The sequence below is a fragment of the Arthrobacter sp. Soil761 genome (assembly GCF_001428325.1).
In the GTDB taxonomy this organism is placed as follows: domain Bacteria; phylum Actinomycetota; class Actinomycetes; order Actinomycetales; family Micrococcaceae; genus Arthrobacter.
In genome coordinates, this window is sequence record NZ_LMSF01000029.1 from 79,690 (window position 1) to 92,229 (window position 12,540).

Here is a 12,540-nt window from a genome sequence, read left to right on the forward strand (position 1 = left end):
GTCAGAAGGCCAGCGTCTTGGCCAGGAACTCAAGGGCTTCGTCCTGCATGGGCGCGGTGAAGACGTGCCCGCCGGGCCAAAAGCTGCCCGTGTACCTGTCGGTGCCCCCGTACAGGGATTCCAGTATCCGGTGCGCCTGGCGCATTCCGTCTTCCGGAAAGAGATCGTCGGCCAGGGCGTACTGCACCAGGAACCGGGCGGCTCCTGCGCGGGCGGTGAGTTCGGGCCAGTCGCCCAGCTTCCACAGCCCGGGAGTCTGCAGCAGCCACGAATGGGCGTCCAGGTAGGCCGGGAGCAGGGACTCGAAGGTGGTCATCATGCAGGACACCACGGCGGCCCGGATACGCGGACTAAGGACTGCCAGGGCCAGGGAACGGCCGCCGCCGCCGGAGAATCCGATGCAGCCCAGCCTGTCCTGGTCGACGTCCGGCAGGGACGCCAGGATGTCCAGCGCGGCGAGGTCGTCGTGTGCCACCATGCCTGCCAGGCTGCTGCCGAGCAGCCCTGCGGCCTTGGCCACCGTGTCCTCGTGAAAGCCCGCAGCAGCGTTGTAATCGTCCGCGTCGGAAGGTACGACGCCGTCCTCCCGCCATTGTGCCCGCCGCGCGTCCAGTGCGGCGGAAGTGCGCCAGGGGGGAGCAGAAAGGTCGAATTTGCGGCTGCCCCAGGCGAAAGAGTCATGGGCCAGCACAGCGAAGCCGCGGCGAGCGGTGTCGGTGGCCAGGGCGTGGCCGTCGTAGTGGCCGGCGCGGGCTGCCGCCGCCGACGGATGGTTGTCCGGCAGTTCCACCAGCCGGTCGGCGCCGCCGAACTTGTTGCCGCCGTGGCAGTGCAGCGCCAGGACCCCCGGCAGGGGCCCGGAGCTTCCGGCCGGCCGGACCAGCCAGCCCGTGGTCCGTGGGCCGAAGCCCAACTGCCAGCTGAGCTGGGAGGTGGTGGCGCCGTCGTGCGTTTCCTCCCAGTGCACGGTTAGTCCGGAAGGTGCGCATGCGCCGGGAACACCCAAGGCGTCCGAGAACTCCTGCGCAGGAGGGGCGGAGGCCTGATGCCGTGGATGGTTCCGGACGTAGGCAGGCCAGTCTTCATAGCCGGCAATGGCACTGGGGCGTACTGTCGGGGTCATCCAGCCTGCCTCCTTTCGGCGGTGCTTCTGCTATTACAGCGCGGTCGGTCCGGTTCACGCGAGGTTCTGATTAACCTCGGAGATCATGCCCTTGGCTGCGTCCCTTGGGGAGATCTTCCCGAAGAGTACATCCGTGTTGTAACGGTTCAAAACTTCCAGGCTTGCGGACGATCCCGCAGGGAAGGGCTTGGGGGCCTCGACCTTCAGGGCGGCGATGCGGTCCAGGTACGCTGCCTCCTTCTGCTGTGTTTCCTTCAGCAGTGGAGTGATGACCGCCTTCAGTTCGGTGTTGGCAGGCATGCCCCGGTCGCTCTTGATCTTGGACGCTGCATCCATGTTGTTGACCAGGTAGTTGATGAAAAGGGCCGCTTCCTTGGGCTGCGCGGACTTGGACGAGATGGCGTATTCCATCGAGGACCGCAGCCAGGCGCCGGGCTGTTTGCTCTCACCCGGCAGCTTGGCCATGACCAGGGGTGCACCCGAGTAGGACGTCATCTGGTTGCTCCAGGAAATCTTCATGCCTTGTTTCCCCTGTCCCATCAGCGTCAGTTCCGGCTGCGCGGAACCGTCCTCAACGGTCTGGGACGCGGAGGGGGCACCTCCGGTTTCCATCAGCTTCTTGTTGAGCTCAAACCACTTGGCGAGCGTGTCCTCGCTGATGCCCATTTTCTTGCCGTCGTCCGTGTAGAGCTCCTGGCCATTCTGGCGCGCCCAGACGGCAAGGAAGGAGTCGTTGGCCATGGGGGTCGTGCCGAAGGTGCCGGCGGGCGACTTTTTGGTGATTTCCGCGGCGATCCGCGCGTAGTCGTCCCAGGTCCAGGTTTCGTCGTCCGGCAGCGGCACCCCGGCGGCCTCGAAGACCTTGGGGTCCAGGACCATGGACATGGAGTTGACGCCCGCCGTAATGGTGTACTGCTTTCCGTTGATCTTGCCCAGGTCAACGGTCCCGTCGGCGAACTTCGAGGTGTCGATCTGGTCCTTGACCTTGTCGAGGTCCAGGAGGACGCCGCGGCTGGAGTATTCGCTGGGGTAGGCGCCGCTCATGGCGATCACGTCCGGGGTGGTTCCGCCGGCGATCTGGGTGGCCATCTTGTCCCAGTAGGAACTGAATTCGGTGTTCTCGCCCTGGACCTTGATGGTGGGGTTGGCGGCTTCGAAGGCTTTGATGACCTCCATGGTGGTCTTTGCCCTGGAGTCGTTGCCCCACCATGCGAACCGGATCGTGACGGGATCCTCCGCAGTCCCTACTTTCCCGGCCTGCGGGCTGTTGCCGCAGCCGGTAAGAACCATAGCCAGTGCGGCGGCGGCGCCGGTGATTCCCATTACCGGTTTCCTGAGACCAAACCTCATTGTTGTCCCCTCATATTTGGTAGTCACGTCCCCCTGCCACATGTAACAGAAAACGTTTTCTCAAAAACTAACAAAGGGCTGTACAGGAGTCAAGAAACCGTTTACTTTGGTACGGAGCCGCTTTCTAAAACGACGCTCCCGGCGGGCGGAACCGCTCCAGCCCTGGCGGGCATGCAGCGGGCACGCAAAGGGAGTCCCGATCCCCCATCGCCTGGCGATGACCGAAACGTGGAGGCCACGATGACCGAAGGAGACCACATGGCCGCAAAACATATTCCCAGGACGCGCCGTCCGGCCCAGTTGCCGGCCGCAGCGTGCCTGCTGTCCGTGACGGAGCAGCAACCGTGAGCGCCATCAGCGAACTGTCTTCGCTGAGCCGGCGGAAGGGCAAAGCCACCGCTGAGGAGAAGAAGGCCAACAGGCGGGACAACAAGGCCGCCTACATCTTCCTGCTCCCGTGGCTGGTGGGCCTGGTGGCCATCACCATCGGCCCCATGTTGATGTCCCTCTACCTGTCCTTTACGGACTACAACCTGCTGCAGCCGCCTGAATGGACGGGGCTGGACAACTTCACCAGGATGCTCAGCGATGCCCGGCTGCACAACTCGTTGCGGGTTACGTTCACGTACGTCCTGGTGGGTGTTCCACTGCAGCTGGCTGTTGCACTGCTGATCGCGCTCGTCCTGGATAAGGGGCTCCGCGGCCTTCCGTTCTACCGCTCGGTGTTCTACCTTCCGTCGTTGCTGGGCGGTTCGGTGGCCGTCGCCATCCTGTGGAAGCAGATCTTCGGTACCACGGGCTTGGTCAACCAGGTGCTGGCCATGTTCGGGATCCAGGGTCCCGGCTGGATCTCGGATCCCAGCACCGCCCTGGGATCCATCATCCTGCTGCACGTCTGGACCTTTGGCGCTCCCATGATCATCTTCCTCGCGGGGCTGCGACAGATCCCAAATATGTACTATGAGGCGGCCAGGGTGGATGGTGCCACCACGCTGCAGCAGTTCTGGCGGATCACCATGCCGATGCTGAGCCCGATTATCTTCTTCAACCTGGTGCTGCAGATCATCGGTTCGTTCCAGTCCTTCACCCAGGCGTTCATCGTCTCCGGCGGCAACGGCGGACCTTCCGACTCGACGATGTTCTTCACCCTGTACCTCTACCAAAAGGGCTTCGGCCAGTTCGACATGGGCTACGCCTCAGCCATGGCGTGGGTGCTGCTGCTTATCATCGGCGTTTTCACCGCCATCAACTTCATCGCTTCTAAGTATTGGGTTTTCTATGACGACTAAGCTTGAGACGCTGCCCACCCCGGAGAAGAAGTCCGGGGGCGCCGGCAAGCCTACGAACCGCAAGCCCAGGGTCCGCGAGTCCCGGGGAACCCTGGCCTTCAGCCGTGCCCAGCGCAGCAAATCGCTGATGAAGCACGGCATTCTGATCCTCGCCGGCACGCTGATGATCTACCCGCTGCTGTGGATGGTGGTGTCCTCGCTGCGCCCGAACGAGATGATCTTCCGTGAACCGGGCCTGTGGCTGAACGGCCTGGAAATGAGCAACTACACGTCCGGATGGTCGGCCCTGACCCATCCGTTCGGCCACTACATGATCAACTCCGCGATCGTGGTGATTGGATCGATCCTGGGCAACCTGGTCTCATGCTCGATGGCTGCCTACGCGTTCGCCCGCCTGCAGTTCACCGCCAAGAAGCTGTTCTTCGGCATCATGCTGCTGACCATCATGCTCCCGTTCCACGTGGTGATCGTTCCGCAGTACATCCTGTTTTCGCAGATCGGCTGGGTGAACACCTTCTGGCCGCTGATCGTCCCCAAACTGCTCGCCACGGATGCGTTCTTCGTCTTCCTCATGGTGCAGTTCATCCGCGGCATCCCCAAGGAGCTTGACGAGGCCGCCAGAATCGATGGAGCCGGCCACCCGCGCATCTTCCTTCGCGTGATTCTGCCGCTGATGGTGCCGGCCCTGGCCACCACCACCATTTTCACCTTCATCTGGACCTGGAACGACTTCTTCGGCGCCCTGATCTACCTCACGGACCCGGACATGTTCACGGTTCCGGTGGCCCTGCGGGCCTTCGTGGATTCGCAGTCGGCCACGAGCTGGGGCTCCCTGTTTGCCATGTCCATCGTGTCCCTGCTGCCGGTTTTCCTGGTCTTCCTCTTCGGTCAGCGGTTCCTCATCAAGGGCATCGCCACCACCGGAATCAAATAACGGCAGGCCTCGCCCGTCGCCGCGGTACCACCCTGCACTATCTGTTCGAACGGCCCGTCGCCAGCGACGGGCCGTTCGTGTGTCACGGGACGGGCGCATTTCGTTCGCATCTTGTAATACAAGTAATGAACTTGTAGCATTAGGTACAGAAAGCGCTTTCGCGGACTGTGGCCGGCCTTCGAAACCTCGACGGCCATGCCACCGGCCAGCCCCAACATCACCGCACCTGGATCAAAGAAGATCGGAGTTACACAGTGCCGCTATTTCCCCGTCCTGCATCCGCTGCCAAGCAGCCGGCAGGGGTACCACCTTCACGCCCATTGCGCCGAACCCGTACAGCAGGTGCGGTCGCCGCTGCCGTCGCCGCCGTCCTTGCCCTCAGCGCCTGCGGCGCGGGAGCCGCTCCGCAGAACGCTGACGGAACCGTTGAGCTTCGCTTCTCCTGGTGGGGCGGCGACAAACGCGCCCAACTGACGCAGGAAGCCATCAAGCAGTTCGAAGCCGAAAATCCCAAGATCAAGATCAAGCCGGAGTTTGGGGACTGGAGCGGCTACTGGGACAAGTTGGCCACGCAGGTGGCAGCCAACGATGCCCCGGACATCATTCAGATGGACGAGAAGTACATCACGGAGTACTCCAGCCGCGGCGCCCTTCTTGACCTGTCCAAGTACGACATCGACACCTCCAAGCTGGACGAGGCAGCACTCAACGCAGGCAAGGGCGAGAAGGGGCTGACGGGGATTGCCGCCGGCATTAACGCGGCCACCATCCTGGCCAATCCTGCCGTCTTCCAGGCGGCCGGGGTTCCGCTCCCGGACGATAGCAAGTGGACCTGGGACGACTTTGGCCGCATTGCCGCTGAGATCACCGCCAAGTCGCCCAAGGGGACCTACGGCGCTGCAGCCTATGGAACTGACGAGGCGTCCCTGGGTGTCTGGCTTCGGCAGAACGGCAAATCCCTGTATACCTCCGATGGAAAGCTGGGCTTCGAGCCGAGCGATATCGCCGAGTGGTGGGCATTCCTGAAGCAGCTGAGCCAGAAGAAAGCAGTCCCATCCGCGTCCGAGGTAGTGGAAGCCGAGGCTGCCCCGCTTGACCAGAGCGGATTGGCAACAGGCAAGAACGGCATGGCCTTCTGGTGGTCCAACCAGGCGCCGGCCCTGGAAAAGGCAAGCGGCGGGGACCTGAAGATCCTGCGGTTCCCCACCAAGACCGGCTCTGCCGCTGATGCAGGCCTCTGGTACAAAGCGTCGCAGTTCTGGTCAGCTTCCTCGCGCACCAAGCACCCGCAGGAAACGGCCAAGTTCATCAACTTCCTGACCAACAATGTCAAAGCCGGCGAGGCCCTCCTCGCTGACCGGGGTGTCTACCCCAACTCCGACGTGCGGGCCGCGATCCAGCCGAAACTCACCCCGGCCGATGTCAAGGTGGTCAAGTTCATCGACCAGATCAAAGACGAGCTCGGCGAGGCGCCGGCGCCGCCGCCGAAGGGAGCCGGTGCCATCCAGGAGATCATCAAGCGTTACACCTCTGAGGTCCTCTTCGAGCGCTTGTCCCCGGATGATGCCGGCAAGAAGGCCACCGACGAGATGAAGTCGGCCATCAGCAAGTAGGACTCCACACCGCCAACACGGCTCCGGACAACATGGGTGGGTGCCTCCCCACCCGGATGTCCGACGGCGGGTGGCAGCTCCGCCCCGGCGGGAACCGATGGTTCCTTTCCGGGGCGGAGTTGTTTAAAGCGCAGTTGTACGGCTGCCGGCTTGCTGCGCCTGGCTTTCAGCCACCACTGCGACGCCGCCGGCAGGAACTGTACCCGGAAACTGCTCACCGGTCAGCAGGTCCACACCGGCGGCTGTGACGGCGGCATCCGCCCGCGTGTGGTTGATCGCGAAGAGGAAGCTGCGCCCGTCGGCGGACCGGCGTCGCACCACTTCCACCCCGGGATCGGCAGTGGCAACGGGGGATACGCCTGATTCGGCCAGCAGTTTGTCAACCAGGGCCTCAATCCCGTCGGCATCGGGGAACGTGGCCAAGTACCAGGCAGCCCCGGAACCCACGGGCCGGCGGGTGAGGGAAGGGACGCCCTCCAGCGGGTATTCGGTGAAGGTCTGGATGGCCTCGGCGCCGGCAAGGTGCAGGTGTTCGCTCCAGACGGATGACACAGTGCCGTCGCCCAGCTTCAGCTGCGCCCCGGCCAGCAGCGGATGGAACTCCTCCACCCTTACGCCCAGGAGCTCACGGAAGGCGCCCGGATAGCCGCCCAGCCGCACATGGTCCTGCATGTCCACGATCCCGCTGAAGTAGCTGACCAGCACCGTTGCGCCGGAGTCGGCCGCAGCGGCGACATTGTCAGCGGACTCATCGGACACGGCGTACAGCGTGCACACCAGCACCAGGTCGTAGCCTTGCAGTGACGTTGACGGATGCACCAGGTCCACGGAGACTCCGCGCAGGACCAACGACCGGTGGAACGCCCGCAGCAGGTCCAGGTACTTCACGTCGACGCTCGGCTTGGAGTCGATCTCAGTGGCCCACCAGGCCTCGTAGTCGAACACAATGGCGGTACGCGACTGGACCCGCGAACCGCGCACGGGTTCGAGGCGTTTCAGTGCCGCACCGAGCTCCACCACCTCACGCCACACCCGCGTGTCCCGTCCGCCGTGCGGGACCATCGCTGAATGGAATTTCTCGGAGCCCACATAGCTCTGCCGCCACTGGAAGAACATCACGGCGTCGGCCCCGCGTGCCACGTGCGACAGTGAATTGCGCAGCATCTCGCCGGGCATCTTGGGCTGGTTGCGCGGCTGCCAGTTAACGGCCGACGTCGAATGCTCCATCAGGATCCACGGGTCGCCCCCCGAGATACCACGGGTGAGGTCCGCGCTGAACGCGAGTTCCAGGTGGCGTTCCGGGTCCGCGGCCACAAGGTAGTGGTCGTTGGCGATGACGTCCAGGTCTTTGGCCCAGCTGAAGTAGTCCATGGATTTGGTGGCACTTGAGGCCATCAGGTTGGTGGTGCAGGGGATGTCCGGGGTCACCTCGCGAAGGACGGCCACCAGGTCCCGGTAGTAGTCCATCAGCGCCCACGAGTTGAACCGCTGGAAATCCAGTTGCTGGCCCGGGTTCAGGGTGGACGGGGCGACGGCGGGCGGCAGGATTTCGTCGAAGGAGCCGTAGTTCTGGGACCAGAATGCCGTGCCCCAGGAGGCGTTCAAGGTATCGATGCTCCCGTACCGGCGTTCGAGCCAGGCGCGGAAGGCGGCTGCGTCCTCTTCCCCGTAGAACTCCGAGACGTGGCAGCCCAGTTCGTTGTCAACGTGCCACAGCGCCAGCGCGGGGTGGTTCTTGTACCGTTCGGCGAGTGCGCGCGTGATCCCGGCGGCGTAGCGGCGGTACACGGCCGACGACGGCGTGTAGTGCCGCCGTGAGCCTGGTCCCAGCACGGTCCCGTCAGCCGTTACCGGCAGGATTTCCGGGTGTTTGCGGACCAGCCAGGCGGGAGGCGCGGCGGTGGCGGTGGCCAGGGCCACTTTAACGCCGACCCCGGCGAGGTTGTCCATGACTTCGTCCAGCCAGCCGAACTCGTAGTGCCCTTCCGCGGGTTCCAGCAGGGCCCAGGAGAAGATGCCGACGCTGAGGAAATTCACGCCCGCTTCCTGCATGAGTTCCAGATCCTCCAGCCGGACACCCGCGGGCCATTGCTCGGGGTTGTAGTCGCCCCCGAATGCGATGCCCCCGACGTTGCTCCAAACTTTGGACGGGCGGGTGCTTTCCTGCTGTGTCATGGGACTCCTTTGTCGACTGAGGTGCTGCCTTACAGTAAGGAAACGCTTTCTTGGAAAACGCTTGCCTGAGGGCCTGGAAAACGCTTGCCCATTGATCCTAATGCAGCTATTGTATCGTTTCAGACGCCATGTTAGCCAGCTCACTACTTACGTTGTAGACCGAGCCAGGCCAGGCACCCGTAGAGCAAGGAGGCTCCCGTGATCAACAGAAGGCATTTCCTCACAACCGTGGCCATCGGCACCGCATCTGCCGCAGCCCTGGCAGCCTGTGGGAACGGAGGCAGCTCGTCCGGCCAGACCGGATCCGCTGAAAAACCCGTGACCATCAACTACACCTGGTGGGGCAACGACGACCGCGCCGAGCGGACCCGCAAAGCCATCGCCCTGTTCGAGTCGAAGAACCCGGACATCAAGGTCAACGGCAACTTCACGGACTTTGCCGGCTACTGGCAGAAGCGCGCCACCGAAGCGGCAGGCGGTGGCCTGCCTGACGTGATGCAGTGGGACCTGTCCTACCTGCGCGATTACGGCCAGCGCAACCAGCTCCTGGACCTGGGCACAGTGAAGATCGATACCTCCGCGTTCGAGAAATCACTCCTGCCGTCCGGCCAGATCAAGGGCAAGACCTACGGCATCCCCACCAGCACCAACGCCTTCGCGGTCTACTACGATCCCGCCAAGCTGGCCTCCCTGGGCATCGCCGAACCCACCGGTAAGTGGACCTGGTCCGAATTCCAGGCATTCCTGAAGGAAGTTGGGGACAAAGGCAACGGCACCCTGTACGGCTCCACGGACTTCACCGGCGTGTGGTGGCAGTTCAACATTTGGCTCCGGCAGAAGAACATCCAGGCTTTCACCAGCGACGGGAAGCTGGGATTCAGCAAGGACGACCTGAAGACCTGGTGGAACCTCAACTCGAAGCTGCGCGGCACCCAGGCCCTCGTGCCGGAAGACCGGGTAACCCAGCTCAAGCCCAAGTCGCCGTTCGGCTCCAACGTCAGTGCCGCCGAGGTTACCTGGGACAACTTCATGGCCGGATACCTGGCCGACAGCGGTGCCAAGCAACTCAAGCTGGTACCGGTACCCTCGGACGACCCGAACAACCTGGGCCTGTTCCTGAAGCCGTCCATGCTGATGGTGGCCAGCGCCAAGACCAAGTTCAAGGACGCTGCCGCACGCTTCATCGATTTCATGGTCAACGACCCCGAGGTGGGCCAGATCTTCAAGACCTCCCGCGGCGTTCCGGCCTCCAAGACCCAGCGCGACGGCACCACGTTCGATGGCGCCGACAAGCTGGTGGTTGATTACGAGAAGTCCATCGAGCAGTACCTCAAGGACGCACCCGAGCCGCCCATCGTCGGTTTCGGCACGCTCGAAGCGTCGTTCGGCCGGATCGCCTCCGACCTCAACTACGGCAAGCTCACCGTTGACGGTGCCGTCGACGCGTGGTTCAAGGAAGCCGAAGACCTCATCAAGCAGAATGCCTGATCCGGCCAGTGCCGATCGAGTGTTCACGACTGACGGATTGAACTCGTGACTCAAAGCCCAACCCTGAGCAGGCGCCAGGGGCACTCCGGTACCGCGCTGCCGCGCAAGTCGCGGCAGCGCGGGGCGGATGCCCGCGCCGGTTACACCTTCCTGCTGCCCTGGCTGCTGGGTTTCATCGCCCTGACGGTCGGGCCGATGATCTCCTCGCTGTACCTGTCGTTCACCAACTACAACCTGTTCGAGCCGCCCAAGTGGATCGGCTTCGACAACTACGCCACCCTCTTCCAGGACGAGCGGTTCCTGCAGTCCGTGGGCGTGACCCTGTCCTACGTGGTCTTCGGCACCCCGCTCAAGCTCGCCGCGGCCTTGGCGGTGGCGATGCTGCTGAACAGCAAGCGCCGCGGCCAGGGCTTCTACCGGTCGGCTTTCTACGCCCCGTCCCTGATTGGGGCCTCGGTGTCCATCGCGATCGTCTGGAAGGCCATGTTCGGCGATTCCGGACCCGTTGACCAGGGCCTGTCCTTCTTCGGGATCAACATCGGCGGCTGGGTGGGGAATCCGTCCATGACCATGCCCATGATGATCCTGCTGACCGTGTGGCAGTTCGGCGCCCCGATGGTGATCTTCCTGGCCGGCCTGAAGCAGATTCCGGGCGAACTCTACGAAGCAGCATCGATGGACGGTGCCGGTCCGGTGCGGAAGTTCTTCAACATCACCTGGCCCATGCTCTCCCCGGTGATCTTCTTCAACCTCCTGATGGAAACCATCCACGCGTTCCAGATCTTCGCGTCGGCGTACATCATTTCCAACGGTGAAGGCGGCCCCGCCGGATCCACCCTCTTCTACACCCTCTACCTGTACCTGCGGGGCTTCAGCGACTTCCGGATGGGCTACGCCTCAGCCATGGCATGGTTGCTGGTGATCGTGGTAGGCATCATCACCCTGATCTTCTTCCGCACGTCCAAGTCCTGGGTCCACTACAGCGGTGATGCAAAATGACAACCACGGCAACCCCCGTCCAGCCGGCCCCGGGCGCCACCGCCCCGGCCTACAACCCGAAATCCGAATCCAGCAGCGCAAAACGCGCCAAGAGCACCATCTTCCACGCCGCAGCGCTCGTGCTGACCTGCGTGGTGCTCTACCCGGCCCTGTGGATGATCGCCTCCGCGTTCAAACCCAACTCGGAAATCGGCGGCCAGAACACCTCGCTGTGGTCCAACAACTTCAGCCTTGACAACTTCGCCACCGCGATGGACGGCATCGGCGGGGTCTCCACCCTGCAGTTCTTCACCAACTCGCTGATCCTGGCCGTCGGCGCCGTCGTGGGCACCATCCTCTCAGCGAGCGTGTCCGCCTACGCCTTCGCCCGGATCAAGTTCCCCGGCCGCAGCGTGTTCTTCGGCATGATGATCGCCACCTTGCTGCTGCCGTTCCACGTGGTGATCATCCCGCAGTACATCATCTTCCAGCAGCTCGGACTGGTGGACACCTACGTTCCCCTGCTCATCGGCAAGTTCCTCGCCGGAGACGCGTTCTTCGTGTTCCTCATGGTCCAGTTCATGCGAAACCTTCCCGCCGAACTCGACGAAGCAGCCCGCATCGACGGCGCAGGGCACGTCCGGATCTTCACCTCCATCATGCTGCCCCTGATGAAACCGGCCCTGATCTCCACCTCGATCTTCTCCTTCATCTGGAGCTGGAACGACTTCCTGGGCCCGCTGCTCTACTTGAACACCCCCGACAAATACCCGCTGCCCCTGGCCCTGCGCCTCTTCGTGGACCAAACCCAGTCTTCGGACTACGGCGCCATGATCGCCATGTCCGTCCTGGCCCTGCTCCCCGTGCTGATCTTCTTCCTGATCTTCCAGCGGTACATCGTCGAAGGCGTTTCCACCCAGGGCCTCAAGGGCTAACGGTCAACGGAGAGAAAAATGAGCATCATGGACAGCACCACACCGGCAGCCCACCAGCACGAGCCCATCCCGGTGAACAGGTTTGCCCTGTTCTCCGAAACCCTCCTGGCAGGACTGCTGGTGCTGGTGCTGTCCATCCCGCTGGTCACTATCCCCGCCGCCTACGCCGCCGGCATCGCCCACCTGAAACGCCACCTGGCGGGCCGGGATGATTCGGTCCGCGGACTCTGGAGCCTCTTCAAGGAGGCCCTGCCGGGCAGCTGGAAGCTGGGCCTCACGACGGCGGCTGCCGCCGTCGTGATTGTCCTCAACCTCCTGCTGGCCTGGGTGGGGCAGCTTCCCGGCCGTGGTGTGGTGCTGCCTGCCACCCTGGTCCTGGCGGCCGGGGCGGCGATCGTGCTGCTCCGCACCGCCTCCGCCTGGTCCGACGGACAGCCCACCGGCGCCACCGGCAACAACATGTGGCACCAGGCCCTCCGTACCGGCAAGGACATCTCCCTGCGCGACTGGACCGGTTCGCTGCTCCTCGCGGCCGCGCTGTTCTGCGCCGTGGTGTTCGTCTGGATGCTCGCGGCGCTCTTCGTGGTAGTCCCCGGCACCCTGATCCTCGCCGCGGCCGCAGTCAAACTCCGTTCCCACCGCACCCTCCGGTAGC

At 63.6% G+C, this 12,540-nt stretch carries 10 protein-coding genes; 7 read left to right on the forward strand and 3 right to left on the reverse strand.

Annotated elements, in window-relative coordinates:
* Position 1: 1 nt before the first annotated feature.
* Positions 2 to 1,123 carry an acetylxylan esterase gene (locus ASG79_RS16775; protein ID WP_056392626.1) on the reverse strand — a complete coding sequence of 374 codons (1,122 nt, stop codon included), beginning with the start codon at positions 1,121 to 1,123 and terminating at the stop codon, positions 2 to 4.
* 54 nt (positions 1,124 to 1,177) lie between these two features.
* The gene (locus tag ASG79_RS16780; RefSeq protein WP_056392629.1) at positions 1,178 to 2,446 is read right to left on the reverse strand and encodes an ABC transporter substrate-binding protein; all 1,269 of its coding nucleotides are present in this window, start codon (positions 2,444 to 2,446) and stop codon (positions 1,178 to 1,180) included.
* Between the two features lie 371 nt (positions 2,447 to 2,817).
* Between ASG79_RS16780 and ASG79_RS16785 the strand changes: the two genes are divergently transcribed.
* The 3 genes from ASG79_RS16785 to ASG79_RS16795 all read left to right on the forward strand — a co-directional run bounded on the left by ASG79_RS16785 (position 2,818) and on the right by ASG79_RS16795 (position 6,309).
* Complete coding sequence (locus ASG79_RS16785; RefSeq protein WP_018761806.1) at positions 2,818 to 3,762, forward strand: carbohydrate ABC transporter permease; 945 nt, start codon at positions 2,818 to 2,820, stop codon at positions 3,760 to 3,762.
* Positions 3,752 to 4,696, forward strand: a complete 945-nt coding sequence (locus ASG79_RS16790; protein WP_056392630.1) for a carbohydrate ABC transporter permease — start codon at positions 3,752 to 3,754, stop codon at positions 4,694 to 4,696. The genes ASG79_RS16785 and ASG79_RS16790 overlap by 11 nt, the downstream gene beginning before the upstream one ends.
* 254 nt (positions 4,697 to 4,950) lie before the next feature.
* A complete protein-coding gene (locus tag ASG79_RS16795) occupies positions 4,951 to 6,309 on the forward strand; it encodes an ABC transporter substrate-binding protein (RefSeq protein ID WP_056392632.1) in 1,359 nt (452 codons plus the stop codon).
* A gap of 123 nt (positions 6,310 to 6,432) precedes the next feature.
* On the opposite strand, the gene ASG79_RS16800 is transcribed toward ASG79_RS16795, so the two are convergent.
* Positions 6,433 to 8,484 carry a beta-galactosidase gene (locus tag ASG79_RS16800; protein WP_056392634.1) on the reverse strand — a complete coding sequence of 684 codons (2,052 nt, stop codon included), beginning with the start codon at positions 8,482 to 8,484 and terminating at the stop codon, positions 6,433 to 6,435.
* 198 nt (positions 8,485 to 8,682) lie between these two features.
* Here ASG79_RS16800 and ASG79_RS16805 point away from each other — a divergent pair, with 198 nt between their 5' ends.
* The 4 genes from ASG79_RS16805 to ASG79_RS16820 are packed head-to-tail and all read left to right on the forward strand — an operon-like array spanning position 8,683 to position 12,539.
* Positions 8,683 to 9,972, forward strand: a complete 1,290-nt coding sequence (locus tag ASG79_RS16805; protein ID WP_056392636.1) for an ABC transporter substrate-binding protein — start codon at positions 8,683 to 8,685, stop codon at positions 9,970 to 9,972.
* A 45-nt stretch (positions 9,973 to 10,017) separates the two neighbouring features.
* Positions 10,018 to 10,971, forward strand: a complete 954-nt coding sequence (locus tag ASG79_RS16810; protein ID WP_018768924.1) for a carbohydrate ABC transporter permease — start codon at positions 10,018 to 10,020, stop codon at positions 10,969 to 10,971.
* Positions 10,968 to 11,885, forward strand: coding sequence for a carbohydrate ABC transporter permease (locus ASG79_RS16815; protein ID WP_056392638.1), 918 nt, complete (start codon positions 10,968 to 10,970; stop codon positions 11,883 to 11,885). The genes ASG79_RS16810 and ASG79_RS16815 overlap by 4 nt, the downstream gene beginning before the upstream one ends.
* Before the next feature lie 18 nt (positions 11,886 to 11,903).
* Entirely contained in the window at positions 11,904 to 12,539 is a 636-nt protein-coding gene (locus ASG79_RS16820) for a hypothetical protein (RefSeq protein WP_018768922.1), read from the forward strand.
* Position 12,540: the final 1 nt, after the last annotated feature.

What these genes read in the sequence shown, in the direction of transcription:
- ASG79_RS16775 (WP_056392626.1), bottom strand. Translation starts at nt 1,123, where the DNA reads ATGACCCCGACAGTACGCCCCAGTGCCATTGCCGGCTATGAAGACTGG.
- ASG79_RS16780 (WP_056392629.1), bottom strand. Translation starts at nt 2,446, where the DNA reads ATGGGAATCACCGGCGCCGCCGCCGCACTGGCTATGGTTCTTACCGGC.
- ASG79_RS16790 (WP_056392630.1), top strand. Translation starts at nt 3,752, where the DNA reads ATGACGACTAAGCTTGAGACGCTGCCCACCCCGGAGAAGAAGTCCGGG.
- ASG79_RS16800 (WP_056392634.1), bottom strand. Translation starts at nt 8,484, where the DNA reads ATGACACAGCAGGAAAGCACCCGCCCGTCCAAAGTTTGGAGCAACGTC.
- ASG79_RS16815 (WP_056392638.1), top strand. Translation starts at nt 10,968, where the DNA reads ATGACAACCACGGCAACCCCCGTCCAGCCGGCCCCGGGCGCCACCGCC.
- ASG79_RS16820 (WP_018768922.1), top strand. Translation starts at nt 11,904, where the DNA reads ATGAGCATCATGGACAGCACCACACCGGCAGCCCACCAGCACGAGCCC.